This is a genomic window from Kribbella albertanoniae (genome assembly GCF_004348455.1).
GTDB classification, from domain to species: Bacteria; Actinomycetota; Actinomycetes; order Propionibacteriales; family Kribbellaceae; genus Kribbella; species Kribbella albertanoniae.
This window is the reverse complement of sequence record NZ_SMKA01000186.1, coordinates 1-18,758: the sequence shown is the minus strand read 5'-3', so window position 1 is coordinate 18,758 and position 18,758 is coordinate 1. Positions and strand designations below refer to the sequence as shown.

Genomic DNA, 18,758 nt, shown 5'->3' with positions numbered 1-18,758 from the left:
GACGGGCATTGGAGGGTCGGAGGTCGTGGTGCGGCGATGTGAGGTTGTGGGGACCGACGAGGTTCAGGTGATGCAGGAGTTGGTGCAGCGGACGTGGAGTCCGCGGTCTCGGCTGCATGTCGGGGATGTGGCTTGGGAACGGGCGCTCAACGCGGGCCGGCGTGGGGATACCTGGCGTACGGCGTTCTGGGAGGACAACGGGCAGGTGGTTGCGTGGGGCTGGGCGGAACCGGATCATCTGTCACTCGTGGTCGATCCGGAGTGGGCGGAGGTCGCGGGCGACGTACTCGGATGGTTTCAGGAGTACGCGCCAGATGGTGCCGTCAGCGTGCTCGAGGCCGAGACGCACCTCGTGGCAGCGCTCGAGAAGGCCGGCTACCGCGCCGACGACGATGCTCCCTACTTCACCCATCACCGCATCGCGCTGAGCGACCTCGGTACCCCGGTCGTCCCGGACGGATTCACGCTGCGGCACGTGCAGCCCGACGAGGTACAGCAGCGAGCCGCGGTTCACCGGGCGGCGTGGTCCGATTGGGGACCGTCGAAGGTGACCGACGAGGACATGGCCGCAGTGATGTCGACCTGGCCGTACAAGCCTGAGCTCGACTGGATCGTCGAAGCCCCCAACGGCGAGTTCGCGGCAACCGCCTTGATCTGGGACGACAAGATCCACGGCATCGGACTGGTCGAACCAGTCGGCTGCGCACCGGCGTACCGGCGTCGAGGCCTGGCCCAGGCCGTCAACCTCGCCGCCCTGCACGCCCTCCGCGAGGCAGGCGCCACCCACGCGATGGTCTGCCCCCGCGGTGACGACGCCTACCCCAAAGCCCGTGCCCTCTACCAGTCCATCGGCTTCCGCCCAGGTGCCAGATCCAGGCTCTACGTACGCCGCTAGTCCGGATAGCCGACGTGGCGGTTCCAGGGTGCGCCGACGGCTGAGCGGGTCGCGGATTGGCCGGGCTGGAGATTCAGTACGTCGAGCAGGGTCTGGTCCTCGTCGATCGCATGGCTCAGGTGGCCGAGTTTGCCGTCGGGGCCGGCGTTCGACGTACCGATGAGTTGCCAGATGCCGTCGTCCTCGTCGTGGCCGACGAGGAGGATCGGCTCGCGCAGGTCGAAGACCTCTGCGGTCTGGATGCAGTTGGTTTGCAGAAGCCAGTGCAGCAGCCACCAGGCGCGACGGTCGGTGGCCAGGACGTTGTCCGCGACCCACCACATGAAGGGGAGGTCTTCGTGGGCACGTGCTTGCTGCGCCGTCAGGTTCGGTCCGCCTTCGGGGACTTGCTCGAAGGGGTCGTCGATCAGACTCAGCCCGTACTGGTGGCCGTCGTCGACGATGACCGCATGGATGGTCGCGCCGCCCGGGTTGCCCGCACCGATGCCGATCGAGATCCGGCCGACGTGCTGGTCGGTGCCGGTGGTCCAGCCGATGGCGTACGACGCGAGCTCGCCCTGCGGGCCGATGAACTCGCCGAACGCGCGGCGATCGATCCCGCGCGCATCCACGGTCGGTAGCTCGGCAAACCGGCCTTCGATGACCTGAACATCCATGCCCGAACGCTAACTCACCGATCGGTCGCCGAAGTCCTTCAGCACGAACGGCGGAATTCGATCCACGATGCCGCTGAGCAGGGGGACGGTGGCCAGGGTGTGCGGGACGGTCCAGGGCTTGGGTGTGTAGGCGATGAGGAGGTTGCCGACCAGCCGAAGGTCCTGCGGCGGGTGGGCCAGGATCCACTCGATCATCCGGGGATGCAGCATGGCGGAGGTGTAGCGGGGGTCGAGGCTGGCGGCGAAGTACCGCTGATTGAACGCGTCGCTCTCGGTGTCGCTCATCTGCAGCACGGGTTCGAGTGGTGGCAGCGAGGGCGGGGTGACTCCGTCGTGGCTGATGCGGAGCTCAGGGAGACTGACCGGGAGTTCGATCGCGACCAGGTTGCGCATGGCGGTGGGCCCTGAGCCCAAGGTGGCGAACCCGGCCATCTGGATCCGGCGGCCCTCATACGAGCCGACCAGCAGGCGCTGCAGCGTGCCGTCGTCCTCGAAGCAGCGGGCTCCCGCGGCAGCGAGCCGGCCGTCGGTGTCTTCGGCGGGCAGCCAGCCGTAGCGTTCGGCGCCGGCCTGGAGGCGCTTGAGCTGGGCTTCTTCGCGGTCGAGCCAAGGCCCGGCGAGGTGGGCGATCAGCCAGCCGACGAGCGCGATGAAGCCGATGAACAAGGCCGCGCCCAGCTGCATCCCGACGAGCGCTTCCAGCCAGGTCGGTACGTCGAGAGCGTGCACCCCGGCAACGTAGCCGACCGCACGGCCAAACCGGCCTACCGCAATTGTGCGTGGCGAATATCGTCGTGCGATGGAGATGCTGGCCTGCGGTCATGTCGCGAAGGAAGGACCGTTCCGGACCTGCCTTCACCTGTGCGTCGAGGAGCCCGAGGAGATCTCCCGGCTCTACACCGGTGTCGGTGGCGAGTATCACCTGCTCTGCGAGCCGTGCGGCAAACTCGACGATCCGTGGACCCAGCTCGCGGTCGTCTGTGCGGGCTGCACCGAGCGGGCCGACGAGGAGAAGGTCACCCACGTCAGCGGTCAGCCCGAGGTCCGCCACCACGACCGGCCGCTCACCGGCACCTTCCACGAAGAACCGGCGTACGCGCAACCAGTCAACGACCGGTGCCTCGCGCCATCGGGCGACGGCTGGCTGGTGTACACCGGCAAGTACCTCGTGCGGCTGGGCGGAGCGTCGTACCGGCTGAAGATGCGCAAGGAGCGGGAGTACGACAACAACGCATTCGGTACGCCGGGCCCGACCGTGCACGCGTCGTCGGACGGATGGTTCGCGGCGGTCGTGTGGGATCACGGCCGGTACGGCGAGGTCGTGAATCTCGCCGAGAACCGGATGACCGTGCAGCTCGATCGCGGCGAATCCCGCAACTACACGACGCCGTTCCCGTTCGCGTTCCTTGCCGACGGCACCTTCGTGACGGCGACGAGCTGGAATCGCCTTGATCGGGTCAGCTCGGTCCACGGCGGGCTGCTGACGCCACGCGACACCACCTGGCGCAAAGGCGACGAGCGGCCGGAGAACTACCTCGACTACTTCCACGGCCGACTGGCCGTGAGCCCGAGCGGAGCCTGGATGGTGGACGACGGCTGGGTCTGGTCGCCGGTCGGCATGCCGACGCTCATCGACCTGGCCGCCTGGCAGAGCGGCACCACCTATGCCGCTGAACAGGGGCGCAGCCTCGCCTACCGCGACTACGCCTGGAACCAGCCGGTCGCCTGGCTGACCGACACCGTCGTCGCCATCCAGCGGATCGGCGAGGACGACGCCGCAATGGTCGACGGCGTCGAGCTGTACGACGCTCCGAGTGCTGAACGCGTCGGCACGCTCTTCGGCCCGAAAGGGCAGATGTGGGCAGTCGACGGCCAGCTCGCCGTGGCGGCCGAGGGCGGCCTGGAGTTCTGGGACCCCGCCGAGGGCGCGCGCGTCGGCGTACTCCCCGGCTACCGCCCAACCGCCTACAACCCCCAGACCCGCACCTTCGCCGCGCTGGACGACTGGGTACTGCGAACCTATCGCCTCCCGTGACATGGTTCGGGAATGGAGTTGGCGGCCTGCGGTCATCTGGCGAACGAGGGGCCGTTTCGTACCTGCCTCCACCTGAGCGCTGAGAAGCCGCGGCAGGTGGTCCGCATGTATACGGGACACCGTGGCGATTACGACCTGTTGTGCGAGGAGTGCGCGGGCCTCGACGATCCGCGGTCGCAACTGGCGACGGTGTGCGTGGGCTGCACTGGTCAGGCGGACGAGCGGAGTGTCTCGCGCATCAGTGGGCAGCCCGAGGTCCGGCGTCACGATCGACCGCTTACCGGCATCCTCCACGAGGAACCGGTGCTCGTTGAGCCGGCCAATGATCGGTGTCTGGTGGCCTCGGGCGACGGTTGGCTGGTGTACACCGGCCTGCAGGTCGTGCGGCTGGGCGGCCCGTCGTACGAAGTGACGCTTCCGGAGGACGAAGAGGAAGACGACAGCTTCGGTACGCCGGGGCCGACTCTGCATGCGTCGTCAGATGGCCGGTTCGTGGCGGTCGTCTGGGACTACGGCCGGTACGGCGCGGTCGTGGATCTCACCGATGGGCGGGTGACTCTCCAGCTCGATAGGCAGGACTACTGCAATTTCGCGACGCCGTTCCCGTTCGCCTTCTTGTCCGACGGCACGGTGGTTGCGGCGACCGACTGGAACCGGCTGGACCGTTTCGATACCGCGACCGGCGAGCTGCTGACTCCACGCGACACCGAGCAGCGTGAAGGCGAGGAACAGGCCCTCGACTACTTCCACGGGCGGCTGACCGTGAGCCCGACCGGAGCGTGGCTGCTGGACGATGGTTGGGCCTGGCATCCGGTCGGTGTTCCCGTGATCGTCGCTCTCGCCGCGTGGCGGGAAGGCGAGACATACGCCGCCGAACAGGGGCGCGAGCTCACCTATCGCGACGCTTGGAGTCAACCGGTCGCATGGGTGAGCGACCGCGTCGTGGCGCTTCAGGGGATCGGCCTGGCCGAGCAGCCGGTTGTCGAGGGTGTGCAGCTGTACGACGCTCCGAGTGGCGATCGGCTGGGGGAAGTCTTCGGATTGAAGGGGCAGATGTGGGGCGTTGACGGGCGGCTCGCTGTCGCCGCGGAGGGCGGGCTGGAGTTCTGGGATCCCGCTGAGGACGCGCGCGTCGGCGTACTGCCTGGATATCGGCCGACCGCCTACAACCCGCAGACTCGGACCTTTGCTGCGCTGGATGACGGCGTGCTGCGGACGTATCGACTCACAGAACCTGGGGCGGTTGCGTTGTAGGGGTATGACTCGCCGATCGCTGTTGGGACGGACTGCTGGCCATGCTGCGGAGTATTTGGAGGGGCTCGTCAGCGGGCCGGTTGCTCCGACTGCGAGTTTGGGGGAGTTGCGGGCGGCGTTGGGGCGCGGGCTTCCGGAGGTGGGGATGACTGCGGAGGACGTGATTGATGAGCTGGTGCGTGATGTGGATGGTGGGTTGTTGGGGAGTGCTGGGGGTCGGTTCTTCGGGTGGGTGATTGGCGGGGGTGTGCCGGCTGCGTTGGCGGCGGATTGGCTGACGGCGACGTGGGATCAGAATGCGGCGTTGTATGCGTGCGGTCCGGCGGAGGCAGTGATCGAGGAGATCACCGGGGCTTGGCTGAAGGAGCTGCTCGGGTTGCCGGCTGAGGCGTCGTTCGCGTTCACGACTGGGGCGCAGATGGCTCATGTGACCGCACTGGCCGCGGCTCGGCATCGGTTGCTGGCGGATCGGGGCTGGGATGTGGAGCGGCGGGGGTTGTTTCAGGCGCCGCCGCCGCGGGTGCTGTGTGGTGGCGAACAACATGCATCGATCGATCGCGCCGTACGGATGCTCGGTCTGGGCACCGACTCCCTGACCGCGGTCGGGACCGGAGCCGATAGCCGGATCGACCTTGAGGCGCTCGAGCGTGAGCTGCAGATCGACGCGCCGACGGTCGTGTGTTTGCAGGCTGGCGAGATCAACACCGGCGCGTTCGATCCGTTCGTCGAGGCGTGCGAGATGGCTCACCGGTACGGCGCTTGGGTGCATGTCGACGGAGCGTTCGGACTGTGGGCTCGTGTGAGTCCGCGGTACTCGACGCTCCTCGACGGGGTTGAGCTCGCGGACTCCTGGACGACGGATGGGCACAAGTGGCTGAACGTGCCGTTCGACTCGGGGTTCGCGTTCGTGCGGGACGCGGCTGCGCATCGGGCCGCGATGACGACGTCGGCGAGCTACCTGATCACGGGTGGAGCCGCGCGGGACCAGATCGACTGGACGCCCGAATGGTCGCGTCGCGGACGGGCTGTCCCCGTGTACGCCGCGATCCGGGAGCTCGGCCGGGACGGGATCCGCGCGATGATCGAGCGCTGCTGCGATCACGCCCGGGACCTGGTCCGCGGTCTCGGCGCGTTGCCTGGTGTCGAGGTGCTGGTCGAACCGGCCATCAACCAGGGACTCGTCCGGTTCCTGGCGGCCGATGGCGACCACGACCGCCGTACCGATGAAGTGATTGCGCGGATCCAGGCCGGGGGAGAGGCGTGGTTCGGCGGTACGACGTGGAAGGGGGTGCGGGCGATGCGTGTGTCGGTAGTCAACTGGCAGACCAGCAGCTCGGACGTCGCGCGGGCGGTCGCCGCGGTTGCTAGCTTGTGCAGCGATGGATGACTTGGAGCTTGCCCTCGGTACGTCGGATCTGGCCGCTCAGCTCGCACTTGCCCACTACGCGGCCGGCGTGACCGTCTCGGTGAAGGCTGACGGTTCGCCGGTTACCGAGGCGGATCGGGCCGTTGAGCGGTTGCTGCGGGATGAGTTGTCGGGGGCGCGGCCGGGTGATGCGTTCTTCGGCGAGGAGTTCGGGGAGCTGGGAGAGTCCGATCGGGTCTGGATTCTCGATCCGATCGACGGCACGAACTACTTCAGCCGCGGGGACCCGAACTGGCGGATTCAGGTCGCGCTGGAGATCAACGGGATCACCGAGGTCGCCGTCGTCACCGCGCCTGCGCTCGGGATTCGCTGGTGGGCAACTCGCGGTGGTGGCGCGTTCGAGTCACCCTGGCCGCTGGCCGAGCCCCGGCGTCTGGAGGTCAGTTCGACGGACGCCAGAGTCGTGGCCTTGGGCAATCGACTCCCCATGGCTCGGCCGCCCGCGAGCCCGCTCCCGCTGGTCGAACTCGTCCGCGGTGAGATCGACGCGTTCCTGGTCGAGCGCTATTACAAGTGGGATCACGCGCCCTGGATCCTCATCGTCGAAGAAGCCGGCGGCCGCTTCACCAACCCGGTCGGCACGAACACCGGCGATCAGGGCGGCGGCCTCTACTCCAACGCCAGGCTGCACCCACGCCTACTTGCGTTGCTCGGCTATCCGGAGGGTGGCGGCGTACAGAAGGACTGTTAGAGGGTCCAGTTCGAGGGCCGGCGGCGGTCTGTGTCACGCCTGGGGATGCGGCGGGGGCACGCGTACTAACAGTCCTTATGTACAGGTTGCGCGGCGTAGCGGGTGGCGAGGGTGGTGGCTCGAGTGTGGAGGGCTGCGCGGAGCCAGGGTGGGGCGAGGGCTTCGGCGTTGGTGGAGAGCTGCCAGAGGGCCCATTCGGCGTGCCGGCTGTCTTGGAAGGTGACTTCGAGGCGGAGCCAGCCGTCTTCGTCGGTGGATTCGGCGAGGATGGCGAGAGCGGTACGGGCCAGGTCTTCGCGGCGGATGGGGTTCACGCGGGCGAGGACCGTGACCTGATCGCCGCCGGTGCGGAACCGGGTGCTGCGTTCCTGCCAGGCTCGGTCCAGGTCGACGCGGTCGGGTCGCTCAGCCGGTTCGGCGAGTTCTTCGGCGGCGAGGACGCGGTCGAGACGGTACGTGCGGTCCTCGCCGGATCTCGTGGCGAGCAGATAGCCCTGTTCGCGGACCGTCACGACGCCGATCGGATCCACTGTGCGCCACTTCGCCGGCTGGTCGGTTGCCGCGTAATGGATGCGCAGCTTGTGCCCGGCCAGTACGGCGCGCAGGACCTCGGCGGTGGTGGTGTCGGGCGACTCTTCGGTGACGAGGCGGCGGGAGAGCAGATCAGTTTCGGGGTCGATGAGCAGGCGTTGGGAGGCGCCGGCCGCCGTGCTGCGATAGCTCGCGGGGAGGGCGTCGACCACCTTGAGCATGGCCGAGGCGAGGGCCGAGCCGAGGCCGAACACCTGCGCCCCACGGCGCGATCCGGCCACAACCAGGGCGAGCGCCTCGTCGTGGTTCAGCCCGGTGAGCTCAGTCTGAAATCCGGGGAGCAGCGCGAATCCACCGTGCCGACCGCGCTCGGCGTACACCGGGACGCCCGCGGCGGACAGCGCCTCGATGTCACGCAGCACGGTACGCGTGGAGACCTCGAGCTCGCGCGCCAGCGTGACGGCGGACAACTGACCGTGCTGGCGCAGGAGCAGAACCAGCGAGACCAACCGGTCGGCGCGCATACGAAAACCCTACCGGAATACACGACACAGGATGTCGTGATTCGCTGAGAGGCTCTTCCTACATCAATCGAAGGGAACTGAAGTGGCAGTGGAGCGAACGGCCGTCAACCCGTGGACCTGGTCGCAGCAACTGGGATACCACCAGGGTGAGGTTGTCACCGGCAACACCCGGACCTTGTACTGCGCCGGCCAGACCGCAATGAACGCCGACGGCAAACCCGAGCACGACGGGGACATGGCGGGTCAGCTGGAACTGAGCCTCACCAACCTGGAGGCCGTCCTGGCCGAGGCCGGGATGTCGCTCGCCAACGTGATCCGGCTGAACGTCTACACGACCGACGTCGACCTCCTGTTCCAGCACTACGGCGTACTGGCGGCCCGCCTCGGCGCCGCCCAGGTCGCACCGCCCACCACGATGCTCGGCGTCAGCCGGCTCGCGCTCCCCGACCTCATGGTCGAGCTTGAGGCGACCGCGGTGGCGTGAGACTCGGCCATGGTTCGGGGCGGGTGCCGTCGGTGGCGTCGGGAGGATTGCCAGTACGACGTCGCTCCAGATCCACGCTGAGTGGCAGCAGACCGATCTGCGCTCGGTTGTCATTGATCGTGTCGGCATCCAGCCCCGGCCGGAGTACCAGCTCGTCGTCCTCCAGCGCGAAGGCAGTCTCCATTACGGCGTAGTCCGGCAGCTGGTTCGTCCGCTCCCGCTGGTTGTCGACGATGTGCGCGAGGTGCCGCGGGTGAGCCTCACCTGCCTGAACCGCCTGATGCAGCAACGGGATGCAACTTGCCTGGAAGGCCAGATTGGCCGGCGTACCAATGGTTGGAACTCCCGAACCAGCGTGCTGGAGGAGCAGCCAGAACGCGTCCATACCGTCCTCACCGACCACCGACTTTCCGGGCCAGCCATGCTCATTCACCACGCCCCGCAGCCACTCGACATTGTCGTGCACGACCGCGACAACTCGACGTACTGGCTCGGGGGCCTCGTCCTGCGGCGTCCACTCCAGAAGGGAGTACGGCCAAGGAATCTGGCTGGCGATGGTCTTGCTGTAGTTGTTTGCAGCTGCCAGGAAGGCGTCGATAGCTGCACTGTCGGCGCTCATCCTGGTCAGCACTTCGGCACGGAGGTTCACGCGGCAAATCTACGCCGCGGCTGTCAGGGCACTCGGCGGAACCGCACCGCGTCCGCGATCACGAAACCGTCGGCCGCATCGGTGAGCTGGACGTAGCCGGCGATCCCGGCCTTGAAGGTGAACGTGCCGAGCGACTTCCATTCGCCGGTGCGCGCATCGTCCGGAGTGGCCCGAACACGTTGGTTGACGGTGACTGTCGTCGTACCGGTGGCGTGGTGGATCGCGTACTTGGCGTTGCTGGCGCGGTTGGGATCGGCGGTGTAGGAGACCAGGACCTCGTAGCGGCCGTCGCCCGGGATCGCGGGCCGGAATCTTGCGTAGTTGGTGCCGGTGCCTCTGGGGTGGGTGAGGTAGTTGAAGCCGTAGTAGCCGGGGATGCCGCGGGCGCTGTTCCAGGTACCGACCACCTCGAAGCCGAGCCCGTCGTTGTCCACGGTGACCTCTTCACGGAGATCGGGCTTCGCCGGCGCGGTGACCAGGCTCAGCTGCTCGAGGAAGATTTGGTTGCCACCACCACGGCCCACCCCGGCGAGGGTGACGCGGAGCGTGTGCCGCCCAGCCGTGAGCTGACGAGTGTCCACCAGTACGACGTCATGCCCATCGCCCCGGAACGAGGTCAGGTCGACGGCCGAGTTGCGCGGCGTTTGACCGTCGACAGCGACGGTCACCAGAGCGCCGTCGGGGGTGCGGTAATAGCGAAGCCACAGCTCGTACTGGCCGTCGCGGTTGACCACGAACGGGTACTCGATCGAACCAGTCTGCGGCGGGCCGAGCGGGAAGGTCTGGGTGGTGATCCCAGGTCCGGTGGCCAGGGAGTCGCGGCCTTGAGTCAGCCACTCCAGGTTGAAGGCGGCCACCGCCACGCTGCGCGGGAACCCGTCCAGATCGCCGTCGCGCCCGTACAGCAGGACGACCGTGCCATCGGACAGTCGACCAAGATCCGAGTAGTAGCTGCGGCCGGGATTGACCACGCGGCTGTAGCGGAACGAGTTGCCCTCGTCGTAGCTGACCGACACCGTCATGTTCCGGCGCATCGGGGCGTCCGGCCGGCTGAAGAGAACCCGGTTGATGTCCTGGCCGCCGGTGTAGCGGATGAACCCGGTGTCGACGCCGTTGAACAGACCGGCACTGAAGTCGAGCGCAGGTCGCGACCAACTCAGTCCGTTGTCAGTACTGACCGCCACACCCCGGGGCCAGTCGTTGCCCGAGCCCGGGCGGCTGTTCAGGATGATGCTGCCGTCAGCGCGCTGAACCAATCGAGCCTCGCCCATATGCGGCAGGTCTGGCCCCAGCGGAACCTCACCGCCAGAACGCCAGGTCCGGCCATGATCGTCGCTGTAGATCGTCGAGACACCGTAGTGGCGCTCGTCGGCCGGTACGCCGGTGATGATGGTTCGGTGGCCGACCGTCATCAGGAGTCGGCCGGAGGCGAGTTGGATGCCGTGCCCCGGTCCGGCTCCATGCATGGCCCAGTTGTGCGGGAAATGAGCGAACAGCGAAGTCAGGTCGCGCCGATCGACCCAGGTCACGCCGCCGTCAGTACTGGAGATGACATGGAGGGTGCTCGAGTCCGAGGAGCAACTCGTGTTCTCGGGAAGTCGCACGCAGAGGTTGTGAAACAGGAAGACCTCACCGGTACCCTCGTCGACGACAAAGGCCGGGTTGGCCCAGCTCTGGCCGTTGACCGACGGCACGACCGCATGCGACGGCGTCCAGGTCTGGCCCTTGTCGGTACTGCGCCGGATGAGCAGGTCGTGCGGGCCGGCGTCGCAGACCTCGTGCCTGCCTTCGGTGCAGGCGATGATCGTGTCGTCCGGCAGTACCACGAGACCGTGCACGTGGTAGTTGGCCAGTGGGTCGACTGTGTTGTCCCACAGGATCGTCTCGAAGAAGGAAGGTGCCGCGACCTCGGCCTGTACGGCGGCTTGCGCAGGTCGGATGGAGGTTGGCAGGGCCGTGGTGATGGCGCTGGCGGCGAGTCCGGCGGTGAATGCGCGACGGCTGACGGGCGGGGTCATGCGTCTGCTCCTCGGGGAGGGGGATTCGCCTGCGACGCTACCGACTTCGGCTGTCCCGAGGCAGGTCCGTCAGCGGCCAGATGTGGACTCTGGCAGGAACCTGAAGCCGTCGAGCATCGCGGCGAGCTCGACGGGCCGGCTGAGGGCCGGGGCATGGCCGCTGGTGATCTCGTCGGGAGTGATGCCCAGGCGGTCCCGAACGAACTGGCGCTGGAAGTCGGCGGGGAACAGGCGGTCCTCGGTGCAGAGGATGTAGCGCGTCGGTACCGCCGGATGGGCGTCGAGGGGCCACGGTTCGTAGTACGCCGTGTTGGACGGCGGACTCGGTTCCCTGTCCGGCACCTGGTCGGCGAGGTGCTTCGGTACGTCGTGGAAGTAGTCCCCGGAACCGGTCAGCCCGCCGTCCCGGGCGGCCTGGATCCGAACCGCCTCGGAGAATCCGGTGTTGGTCCACCAGTCGTCCGGAGATTCGCCAGGCTGGGGAACCATCGCGGTGACATAGACCAGGCCGGCGGTGGGGATGCGCTCGGCAATCAGGGGCGCGGTGAACCCTCCGAACGAATGGGCAACCACGATCAGCTCGTCCGGCGTACCGACGAGGTCGATGACGGCGTCGGCATAGCTGGACAAGGTCTCGCTCTCGTCGCCGTTCCACAGGGTCGGCGCGGCGGTCGTGTGCCCGAGAGCCTGCAGTTCGGCCTCGACCAGGTGCCAGAACCAGCCACCACCGACACCGGCTCCGTGAATCAACGCGAAGGTGCTCATGCCTCGACGCTAGCCGTGGAGAGCGATCACGTATAACGATCCTTCCTGATCAACACGATCGCCTCAGCCAATCGCCTACTCCGGAAACTCCGATGCATCGACGAGCTGCGAGTCGTAGGTTCGTCGGGTGACCGCAGACCTTTCACAGCTCGGCACGCCGGTCGGGTCGATGATCCGCGTCCACGGCGGGTTCGCCAACAAGCTGTACCGGCTCGACACCGAGCAGGGCTCCTTCGCGGTGAAGGAGCTGAACCTCGTCGACAACCGCGGGACCTACCCCGTCGACGACGTCTTCAGGTTCGAGCAGGCGGCCTTCGCTGCCGGCATCCCGATGCCGGAGCCGATCTCGGCCGGCCGCGACACGCTCGTGCACCGCTGGGTCGAGGGGGAGACGGTGCCCGAGGAGCCGGTGCCGGCGGCGTTTGCGTTCGAGATCGGTGAGATCCTCGCGCGCATTCACAGGCTCGACGTCGAGTGGACTCACGAGCCGATCGACGAGCCGACGCCGCACGACTGGCGCGAGCTCGCCGAACGCGCGGCGGCAACCGGGCAGCCGTGGGCCGACGAGCTCGCCTCCCGCGTGGACACGTTCCTCGCGATCGCCCACTTCGTCGAGACCTGCGAGCGGCCGGGCCCCGTCGTACTGACTCACCGAGACATCCAGCCGTGGAACCTGCTCGCTCGCGGCGGTCGGCCGGTCGTGCTCGACTGGGAACTCTCGGGCATGCTCGACCTGTCTGGCGAGCTCGGCTCAACCGCACTGAGCCTCGCGAAGGGACCTGGCTTCGACGACATCCAGCCGGACATCTTCCGTGCAGTCCTCGACGGGTACGTCGCTGCCGGCGGAATGCTGCCGTCGCCAGGGCCAAGCTGGTTCGTGTTCATGGTCGGCGGCTGGCTGGGGTTCACGCGGTGGAACATCCTCCGCTGCCTGGCCGGTGGCACGGCGAGCACCGGCCCTGACCTCGCGCTGTCGCACGAGTCGGTGCGCAACGGCCTACGCGGCCTGCCCGGCCTGTTCGAGCGGCTGCCGGACCTCGAGACGCTGATCAGTTGATGTCGAATTCGTTCCCTTCTGGATCCGTCATCGCGACCCCGTAGTGATCCAGGCCCTCCTCGGTGAGCGCACGCAACCGCGTCGCACCCAGGGCGACGAGCCGGGCGGACTCGGCCTCGACCCGTTCACGCCGTACCTCAAGGGGGAACCCGCGGCCGCCGCTCGCATCCACATCGATGTGGATGCGGTTCTTGATCGACTTCTCCTCCGGCACGATCTGGAACCAGATCCGCGGGCCCTCGCCGTTCGGATCCACGATGCTGTCGACGCCTCCGCCCAGCTCGGCCTCGGGCACACCGATCGACCGGTAGAAGTCGTCCCACGACTCGAATCCGGCAGGCGGCGGCGCGGTGACGTAATGCAACGCCGCAGCCCAGAACCGAGTCAGCACTTCAGGGGACCTGCAGTCGATCACCAGTTGATACGACACGGCCATCCGAGACCTCCACGAGTTTGTGATTCCCGTCAGCCTGCCAGGCCCCTCCGACAAAATTTGAGGTGTCAGTCGACCAGGAGGCCGTGGGCCACTAAGTCCGTCGCGACCCGGAGCAGTTGGGCCAGCTCGTCGTCGGTTCGGGAGAGGCTGTCGGAGCGCCAGCCGAGGCTGATGATGCCGTTCCACGCCGCCCAGAGGACCGTCGCGGTGGCGTCGGGGTCGACCTCGCGGAGCACACCGGTGTCGATGCCGAGTTTGATCGCCTCGACCATGCGCGCGTTCTGCTCGTTGACCGATGCCGCTAGCCGATCGGCCAGCTCGCGGCCGGCCGGATAGCTGCCCGGGTCGGACGGGAAGGCCAGCATGCGGAAGAACTCGGGATTGGCGAGGTAGAAGGCGAGATACTCAGCGGCGGCCGCGTAGAGCTGATCGATCGGGGAACGGCCGGGTACGTAGGCGAGGTCCATGAAGTACCGGTCGGTGTCGAGGGCTCGCTCGACCAGAGCAGCGTGCAGGCCGGCCTTGGAGCCGAAGTGGTTGTAGACCGAGCCGACCGCGACACCGGCGTCGGCGGCGATCTCCTCCAGAGTCACCTCGGCGAACGGCCGCTGGCGGAACAGCGGCTCAGCTGCGCGCAACAACGACTCGATCGTGCGTTCGGCCCTGGGGTCCACTCCCGCGCCCTTTCTGAGAACGATTGCAAGAAGTCCTTCTGACAGTTACCTTAGCGGGACTTCTTGCAATCGTTGCAAGAGAGGAGACCGGTATGGCTGCGGTCGGATCGCCCGCTTGGGTTGCCCGAAGCAACGGATCCCTGACTGCCCTCGACCAGGTGCGCTTCGCCGCAGCCGCAGCAGCGCGCGAGGTCGCCGTACTGGCTGCACGCCTCCGTGCCACGTCGGCCCGCGTACTGGACGTCGACCGCACTCCGCCGGACACCCCGCTGGCGAAGCAAATGACCGAGAGCGCCACTGCGGTGCTCCCCGGTCCGCTGCTCCAGCACAGCCTTCGCACGTGGCTGTGGGGATCGATGCTGGCTGAGATCGACAGCATCGAGTACGACGAGGAGCTGCTGTATGTGGCTGCGATGCTGCACGACATCGGCCTGAGCGAGGCTCATCGCGGGGGAGCCTGCTTCGCCGTACACGGCGCAGCCGAAGCGCGGGCACTCGCGCTCGCGGCCGGTGCGGATGACGTGTTTGCCCGCGAGGTCTTCGAGGCGATCGCGGCTCACTTCAACATGTCGGTGCCCTTGTCCTGGGGCGCCGAGTCACACCTGCTGAACGCCGGCGCGTACTTCGACGTGGTCGGGCGACGGTTCGGCGAAATCGCTCCGGGGACGGTGATCGACGTACTGCGACGGGCACCGCGAACTGGGTTCGACGACTGCATCATCGCCGCGATGCGCGAGGAGCGGCGGCTGCATCCTCGGTCGCGTGCGGCCCTGCTGCACCGGCTTGGGATGGAGCGGTCGATCCACAGGGCCGCCTTCCCTTCGTTGACTGGCCCATCGATGGAAGGAACCTGATGACTGAGCGCGCGACCGCCTTCGTGGCCGAGGCCGAACGGATGACGAACGAGCGCGACGTCGACGGCATCCGCACTGTCTTCGCGGCTGACGGCCACCAGACGGCAACCCTCGACGGGCTGCTGATCGAGGCGAACGGTATCGATGAGATTCATCGGGCCTGGCGAACGATGTGCGCGTTCATGGCGAAGCGGCAGATGTACGTGACCAAGACGCTCGTCACCGCGGATGAGACGACGATCGTGAACGAGTGGGTCGGCACGGTCGCCGGCAAGCCGTCCGCACGCGGCATCGAGGTCTGGAAGCTCAACGACGCCGGCCTGGTCGTCGATCAGCGGCTCTACGGCTTCCTGGATGCGCGACCAGAGACCAGCCCGGTGCAGAACCTGCGGATACTCGTGTCCCACCCGCTCACCGCCATGGCCTTCGCCCAGGTGCGAGGCCGCGGATGAACGTCGCCGTCATCCTCGTCGCGGTGTTCTTCGCCGGGATGGGCGTCGCCGCGCTGGTGAAGCCCGCGTTGATCTGGGCACCCTTCGGCGTGGCACCCACGACACCCGACGCCCGCAACGAGGTCCGCGCGGTCTATGGCGGCTTCGGCCTGGCCATCGCAGCTCTGCTCATCGCGGCCGAATCGGCAACGGCCGACTTCCGCGACGGCGTCCTGGTCGCGGTAGCAGTCGCCCTCGGCGGCATGGCCGCCGGACGACTCCTCGGAGCTGTCGCCGACCCGAAGCCGCTCCTCCGCTGGCCCGGCTTCTTCTTCCTGGTGGAAGCCGCCCTCGCCGCGCTGCTGCTCAGCGCCCGATGACGCCCTCGCCGTACCGACCAACGGGTAGAGGTCCCCTTCAGCGGCTCTGCTGAGGCGCCCGCACGCTGGGGAACTCGACCACTACCCGTTCTTCGGTACGGGTTTGGAGTCGAAGTGCAGGCGCATAACGGCTCTGGCTCCGCTGTCGCGGATGGTGACGAAGCCGCGGGACTCGTAGGAGGCGCGGCGGCCCATCCAGCTGTCGTTCTCCTCGGCTCGTCGGTTGCCGAGTGTGTGTGGTGCGTGATTCAGCTTCGGGAACGCGTCGAGCGCGGTGGCACCGGACGCTTGTGCATGAGCGATCGCTGCGTCCAGTAGCGCGCTGGCGACGCCGGTACCGCGGAGGTCGCGGTCGACGTAGAAGCAGGTGACAGCGAAGACACGCTCATCCTCAGGTTCAGGTCCATACTTTCGGGACCGCTCGAGCCGGACGTGGTCCTCTCGCGGTGCCACGGCAACCCAGCCGGCCGGGCGACCATCGACGTACGCGATGAGCCCAGGGGAGCGGTCACCGTCGACGGCCGCCTTGAGCCCAGCCTTGCGGCCCTCGCGGGACACGTGCTCCTCACGCCACAACATGCACCAGCAATGCCCAGGAATCGGTACGCCGCCGCGCGGTCCCTTGCGTTCGAACAGCTGCACGAGATCGCACCAGCGACCCGGGCTGACCACCTGGATGTCCACCTCAGGGCCGCCACTCACGCCGAAGCAGGCCGTAGACCCACGAGTCGGAGACCTCGCCGTTCACGACGCAGTCTTCTCGCAACGTCCCTTCGCGGACGAACCCAAGCTTCTCCAGCACCCGACCGGACGCCGCATTGCGCGTATCAGCCTCCGCCTGCACACGATTCAGATCCATCGCGTCGAACGCCCACCCCAGCAGCGCACGCGCAGCCTCGGTCCCGTAGCCGTGCCCCCACGCGGCCTCGTTGTAGCAGTACCCCAGAGCCGCGCTGCGGAACTCCGGGTTCCACCGAGTCACGCTGCACCAGCCGAGGAAGGTGCTGTCGGACTCCACAGCGAGCCGAGCCCCGGTACCTTCGTCAGCCATCTGCCGGCACGCCGCGATGAACCGCTCAGCACGCGCCGGTTCGCTCCACGCCGGCGAGTCCCAATAACGCAGTACGGCGGCATCGCTGTGCAGCGCGAACAATCCGCTCGCATCCGTGTCCTCGAACGGCCGCAGCCGCAGGCGATCAGTGGTCAACGTCGGAGCCGGCAATGACATGTCCGCCATCGAAACACCCGGCCGCTACCCTGGCAACGGTGTTTCTGTACCACCATGTGACACAGCCCTCCTGCCGCATCCCTCTCACGGGGGATCTCGTGGTCGGCGGGGGAGGGAGACACTCGGATGGTGAAGGGTATCGGTCTTCCACCAGGACAGCGCCGCGTCGAGGGGTTCCCCCGCTTCGGCACCCACCTCTCCCGGCCCGCTCCGCCCGTTCCACCCGCTCCGGTGATCGCGGTCCGGGGCGCGGTGACGGCTGAGGTCGACCTTCCTCTCGAGCGACTCTGGGAGTTGCCGCGGAAGGAGATCACCGCCGACTTCCATTGTGTGGCGGGCTGGTCGGCGACCGGGCTGCACTGGGAAGGCGTCCCGTTCGAGACGTTCTACCGCGCGCTCATCGAACCGATACAGTTGCCAGGGGCATCGATCACCCGTCTCACCTTGCGCGGGCTCGACGGCTGGCAGGCAGTGGTAACCATCGAGGACGTCCTGGGCGACGACGTACTGATCGCTCAAAATCTCAACGGCCAGCCACTCGACAGCGATCACGGAGCGCCAGTCCGCCTGGTCAGTCCCAGTCAGTACGGCTACATCAACATCAAACACCTCTGCCGCATCGACGTCCTGACGGCCGCACCGGCGACCACCGAAGGCCCGCTGATCAGGAGCCATCCCAGAGGCCGAGTCTGGGAAGAAGAACGCCACGCCCTCGTCCCCGGCCGGCTGGTGCGCCCGATCTATCGGAGCCTGATTGGCCCCATCAGATTCCTGAGCTCCCGCGGGACCCGAGACGCCCTGAGGCGTTCGTAGCGGCTGCCTGGACGGCGCTCAGTACGTTCGACAGGCTCTCCGGGTGGGCCATCGTCAAGTCCGCGAGTTCACTCGGCCGGAACCAGCGCAGATCGTCGTGCTCCTCGGGTGCGGCGTTGACAGGTTCACCGTCCCAGCGCGTGACGAGGAACGCGTGTACGTCGAGGGTCGGGTCGCTGACCGTCATCTCGATAGGTATGGGGTCGTGGACGTGGACACCGAGTTCTTCGAGGCATTCCCGGCTGACGGCCTGGCGAGGCAGCTCACCCGGCTCGACATGTCCGCCGGCGGAGAAGCTCCAGGAGTCGGGATACCAACGGCGCGACGGATGCCGATGCACCAGCAGCACGAGACCGTCACGCACGAGCAGGGCGACTGCGATCGGAATCCGGGCAACCATGGCGGCACTCTAGGCGCGGCCGCCGACAGTTCAGCTTCAGTCCAGCTGCAGGTGCGGGGTCGTGTAGAAGGTGGGTGCCCCGTCGGGCCCGAACTCGACGCCGGTGAACGGCGCGTGCTCCCCGAACGGCGACAGGATCCGGATCACCGTGCCATCGGGATCCGGTACGTCGAGCTGCACCCCACCACCCGGCCCGCGGTCGAACAACGGACCGTGCTCCACGCCGAGCTCGTCGAAACGCTCGGCCAGTGCCATCAGTACGTCGACAGACGGTACGCCGAGGCTGACAACATCGAAGCCGGCCAGCGACGGCTCACCGGGCACGGTGTCGAGCCGCCGCAGGCCGATGAGAAACCGCTCGTCGTCATCAGTCAGCACCGCGCCCGTGACAACACCCGCCTCGCCGAACTCCCACGCCAGCCGCAGCCCCAACACCCGCCGGTACCAACTAACACTGCGCTGCAGATCAGTCACCGGGATCTTCACCTGCAAGATCCGCTCAAAACCCAGGTCCATCGCAATCCCCCCAAAGTCCGCCTTCCCCGAGCATGGCCGCC

General features: G+C 67.5%; 23 protein-coding genes. 11 read left to right on the top strand and 12 right to left on the bottom strand.

What is annotated here, in order from left to right; genetic code table 11:
- Positions 1-895: GNAT family N-acetyltransferase (locus E1261_RS30515; protein WP_238176529.1), on the top strand; the 895-nt coding region annotated here is incomplete at its 5' end.
- On the opposite strand, the gene E1261_RS30510 is transcribed toward E1261_RS30515, so the two are convergent.
- Positions 892-1,551 (bottom strand): hypothetical protein, encoded by a 660-nt coding sequence (locus E1261_RS30510; RefSeq protein WP_132412633.1) that lies wholly within the window; start codon positions 1,549-1,551, stop codon positions 892-894. The genes E1261_RS30515 and E1261_RS30510 overlap by 4 nt on opposite strands.
- Positions 1,552-1,560: 9 nt before the next feature.
- A complete protein-coding gene (locus E1261_RS30505; protein WP_132412631.1) occupies positions 1,561-2,280 on the bottom strand; it encodes a hypothetical protein in 720 nt (239 codons plus the stop codon).
- A 70-nt stretch (positions 2,281-2,350) separates the two neighbouring features.
- Here E1261_RS30505 and E1261_RS30500 point away from each other — a divergent pair, with 70 nt between their 5' ends.
- The 4 genes from E1261_RS30500 (at position 2,351) to E1261_RS30485 (ending at position 6,957) form a co-directional block, all read left to right on the top strand.
- The gene (locus E1261_RS30500; RefSeq protein WP_132412629.1) at positions 2,351-3,586 is read left to right on the top strand and encodes a WD40 repeat domain-containing protein; all 1,236 of its coding nucleotides are present in this window, start codon (positions 2,351-2,353) and stop codon (positions 3,584-3,586) included.
- Positions 3,587-3,691: 105 nt separating this feature from the next.
- Complete coding sequence (locus tag E1261_RS30495; protein ID WP_132412627.1) at positions 3,692-4,840, top strand: hypothetical protein; 1,149 nt, start codon at positions 3,692-3,694, stop codon at positions 4,838-4,840.
- 145 nt (positions 4,841-4,985) lie between these two features.
- Complete coding sequence (locus tag E1261_RS30490) at positions 4,986-6,227, top strand: pyridoxal phosphate-dependent decarboxylase family protein (protein ID WP_202875172.1); 1,242 nt, start codon at positions 4,986-4,988, stop codon at positions 6,225-6,227.
- Entirely contained in the window at positions 6,220-6,957 is a 738-nt protein-coding gene (locus tag E1261_RS30485) for an inositol monophosphatase family protein (protein ID WP_132412623.1), read from the top strand. Before E1261_RS30490 ends, E1261_RS30485 begins: the two co-directional genes overlap by 8 nt.
- Positions 6,958-7,022: 65 nt before the next feature.
- Here the strand turns inward: E1261_RS30485 and E1261_RS30480 are convergent, their stop codons facing one another.
- Entirely contained in the window at positions 7,023-8,012 is a 990-nt protein-coding gene (locus tag E1261_RS30480; protein WP_132412621.1) for a helix-turn-helix transcriptional regulator, read from the bottom strand.
- 88 nt (positions 8,013-8,100) lie between these two features.
- Here E1261_RS30480 and E1261_RS30475 point away from each other — a divergent pair, with 88 nt between their 5' ends.
- Positions 8,101-8,496, top strand: coding sequence for a RidA family protein (locus E1261_RS30475; RefSeq protein WP_132412638.1), 396 nt, complete (start codon positions 8,101-8,103; stop codon positions 8,494-8,496).
- Here the strand turns inward: E1261_RS30475 and E1261_RS30470 are convergent.
- From E1261_RS30470 to E1261_RS30460, 3 genes are all read right to left on the bottom strand, one after another.
- Positions 8,462-9,145, bottom strand: a complete 684-nt coding sequence (locus E1261_RS30470) for a DUF6624 domain-containing protein (protein ID WP_132412619.1) — start codon at positions 9,143-9,145, stop codon at positions 8,462-8,464. The genes E1261_RS30475 and E1261_RS30470 overlap by 35 nt on opposite strands.
- A gap of 23 nt (positions 9,146-9,168) precedes the next feature.
- A complete protein-coding gene (locus E1261_RS30465) occupies positions 9,169-11,163 on the bottom strand; it encodes a golvesin C-terminal-like domain-containing protein (protein WP_132412617.1) in 1,995 nt (664 codons plus the stop codon).
- Between the two features lie 69 nt (positions 11,164-11,232).
- Entirely contained in the window at positions 11,233-11,928 is a 696-nt protein-coding gene (locus E1261_RS30460; RefSeq protein WP_132412615.1) for an alpha/beta hydrolase, read from the bottom strand.
- A 127-nt stretch (positions 11,929-12,055) separates the two neighbouring features.
- On the opposite strand from E1261_RS30460, the gene E1261_RS30455 reads away from it, so the two are divergent.
- On the top strand, positions 12,056-12,985 hold the full coding sequence (locus E1261_RS30455; protein ID WP_238176527.1) for a phosphotransferase family protein: 930 nt from the start codon (positions 12,056-12,058) through the stop codon (positions 12,983-12,985).
- Here the strand turns inward: E1261_RS30455 and E1261_RS30450 are convergent.
- Together E1261_RS30450 and E1261_RS30445 are read right to left on the bottom strand one after the other, a co-directional pair.
- The gene (locus E1261_RS30450) at positions 12,978-13,421 is read right to left on the bottom strand and encodes a VOC family protein (RefSeq protein WP_132412613.1); all 444 of its coding nucleotides are present in this window, start codon (positions 13,419-13,421) and stop codon (positions 12,978-12,980) included. The two genes, E1261_RS30455 and E1261_RS30450, sit on opposite strands and share 8 nt — an antisense overlap.
- 65 nt (positions 13,422-13,486) lie before the next feature.
- Positions 13,487-14,095 carry a TetR/AcrR family transcriptional regulator gene (locus E1261_RS30445; protein ID WP_132412611.1) on the bottom strand — a complete coding sequence of 203 codons (609 nt, stop codon included), beginning with the start codon at positions 14,093-14,095 and terminating at the stop codon, positions 13,487-13,489.
- A gap of 92 nt (positions 14,096-14,187) precedes the next feature.
- Here E1261_RS30445 and E1261_RS30440 point away from each other — a divergent pair, with 92 nt between their 5' ends.
- Genes E1261_RS30440 through E1261_RS30430 form a run of 3 tightly spaced genes read left to right on the top strand, consistent with a single transcriptional unit; the run spans position 14,188 to position 15,760 of the window.
- Positions 14,188-14,949 (top strand): HD domain-containing protein, encoded by a 762-nt coding sequence (locus E1261_RS30440; protein WP_132412609.1) that lies wholly within the window; start codon positions 14,188-14,190, stop codon positions 14,947-14,949.
- Positions 14,949-15,401: a nuclear transport factor 2 family protein gene (locus E1261_RS30435; protein ID WP_132412607.1), complete on the top strand. Its 453-nt coding sequence runs from the start codon at positions 14,949-14,951 to the stop codon at positions 15,399-15,401. The genes E1261_RS30440 and E1261_RS30435 overlap by 1 nt, the downstream gene beginning before the upstream one ends.
- Entirely contained in the window at positions 15,398-15,760 is a 363-nt protein-coding gene (locus tag E1261_RS30430) for a DUF4345 family protein (RefSeq protein WP_132412605.1), read from the top strand. The genes E1261_RS30435 and E1261_RS30430 overlap by 4 nt, the downstream gene beginning before the upstream one ends.
- Positions 15,761-15,841: 81 nt before the next feature.
- On the opposite strand, the gene E1261_RS30425 is transcribed toward E1261_RS30430, so the two are convergent.
- Positions 15,842-16,402, bottom strand: coding sequence for a GNAT family N-acetyltransferase (locus E1261_RS30425; RefSeq protein WP_132412603.1), 561 nt, complete (start codon positions 16,400-16,402; stop codon positions 15,842-15,844).
- Positions 16,403-16,445: 43 nt separating this feature from the next.
- Positions 16,446-16,988, bottom strand: a complete 543-nt coding sequence (locus tag E1261_RS30420; protein WP_132412601.1) for a GNAT family N-acetyltransferase — start codon at positions 16,986-16,988, stop codon at positions 16,446-16,448.
- Between the two features lie 126 nt (positions 16,989-17,114).
- Here E1261_RS30420 and E1261_RS30415 point away from each other — a divergent pair, with 126 nt between their 5' ends.
- Entirely contained in the window at positions 17,115-17,801 is a 687-nt protein-coding gene (locus E1261_RS30415; protein WP_132412599.1) for a molybdopterin-dependent oxidoreductase, read from the top strand.
- On the opposite strand, the gene E1261_RS30410 is transcribed toward E1261_RS30415, so the two are convergent.
- Together E1261_RS30410 and E1261_RS30405 are read right to left on the bottom strand one after the other, a co-directional pair.
- Positions 17,752-18,201, bottom strand: coding sequence for an NUDIX domain-containing protein (locus E1261_RS30410; RefSeq protein ID WP_132412597.1), 450 nt, complete (start codon positions 18,199-18,201; stop codon positions 17,752-17,754). The two genes, E1261_RS30415 and E1261_RS30410, sit on opposite strands and share 50 nt — an antisense overlap.
- A gap of 36 nt (positions 18,202-18,237) precedes the next feature.
- Positions 18,238-18,758: VOC family protein (locus E1261_RS30405; protein WP_238176526.1), on the bottom strand; the 521-nt coding region annotated here is incomplete at its 5' end.

Coding starts and splice junctions, on each gene's coding strand:
- E1261_RS30510 (WP_132412633.1), bottom strand. CDS start 1,551: ATGGATGTTCAGGTCATCGAAGGCCGGTTTGCCGAGCTACCGACCGTG.
- E1261_RS30500 (WP_132412629.1), top strand. CDS start 2,351: ATGGAGATGCTGGCCTGCGGTCATGTCGCGAAGGAAGGACCGTTCCGG.
- E1261_RS30495 (WP_132412627.1), top strand. CDS start 3,692: ATGTATACGGGACACCGTGGCGATTACGACCTGTTGTGCGAGGAGTGC.
- E1261_RS30490 (WP_202875172.1), top strand. CDS start 4,986: ATGACTGCGGAGGACGTGATTGATGAGCTGGTGCGTGATGTGGATGGT.
- E1261_RS30485 (WP_132412623.1), top strand. CDS start 6,220: ATGGATGACTTGGAGCTTGCCCTCGGTACGTCGGATCTGGCCGCTCAG.
- E1261_RS30480 (WP_132412621.1), bottom strand. CDS start 8,012: ATGCGCGCCGACCGGTTGGTCTCGCTGGTTCTGCTCCTGCGCCAGCAC.
- E1261_RS30465 (WP_132412617.1), bottom strand. CDS start 11,163: ATGACCCCGCCCGTCAGCCGTCGCGCATTCACCGCCGGACTCGCCGCC.
- E1261_RS30460 (WP_132412615.1), bottom strand. CDS start 11,928: ATGAGCACCTTCGCGTTGATTCACGGAGCCGGTGTCGGTGGTGGCTGG.
- E1261_RS30450 (WP_132412613.1), bottom strand. CDS start 13,421: ATGGCCGTGTCGTATCAACTGGTGATCGACTGCAGGTCCCCTGAAGTG.
- E1261_RS30440 (WP_132412609.1), top strand. CDS start 14,188: ATGGCTGCGGTCGGATCGCCCGCTTGGGTTGCCCGAAGCAACGGATCC.
- E1261_RS30435 (WP_132412607.1), top strand. CDS start 14,949: ATGACTGAGCGCGCGACCGCCTTCGTGGCCGAGGCCGAACGGATGACG.
- E1261_RS30430 (WP_132412605.1), top strand. CDS start 15,398: ATGAACGTCGCCGTCATCCTCGTCGCGGTGTTCTTCGCCGGGATGGGC.
- E1261_RS30420 (WP_132412601.1), bottom strand. CDS start 16,988: ATGTCATTGCCGGCTCCGACGTTGACCACTGATCGCCTGCGGCTGCGG.
- E1261_RS30415 (WP_132412599.1), top strand. CDS start 17,115: ATGGTGAAGGGTATCGGTCTTCCACCAGGACAGCGCCGCGTCGAGGGG.
- E1261_RS30410 (WP_132412597.1), bottom strand. CDS start 18,201: ATGGTTGCCCGGATTCCGATCGCAGTCGCCCTGCTCGTGCGTGACGGT.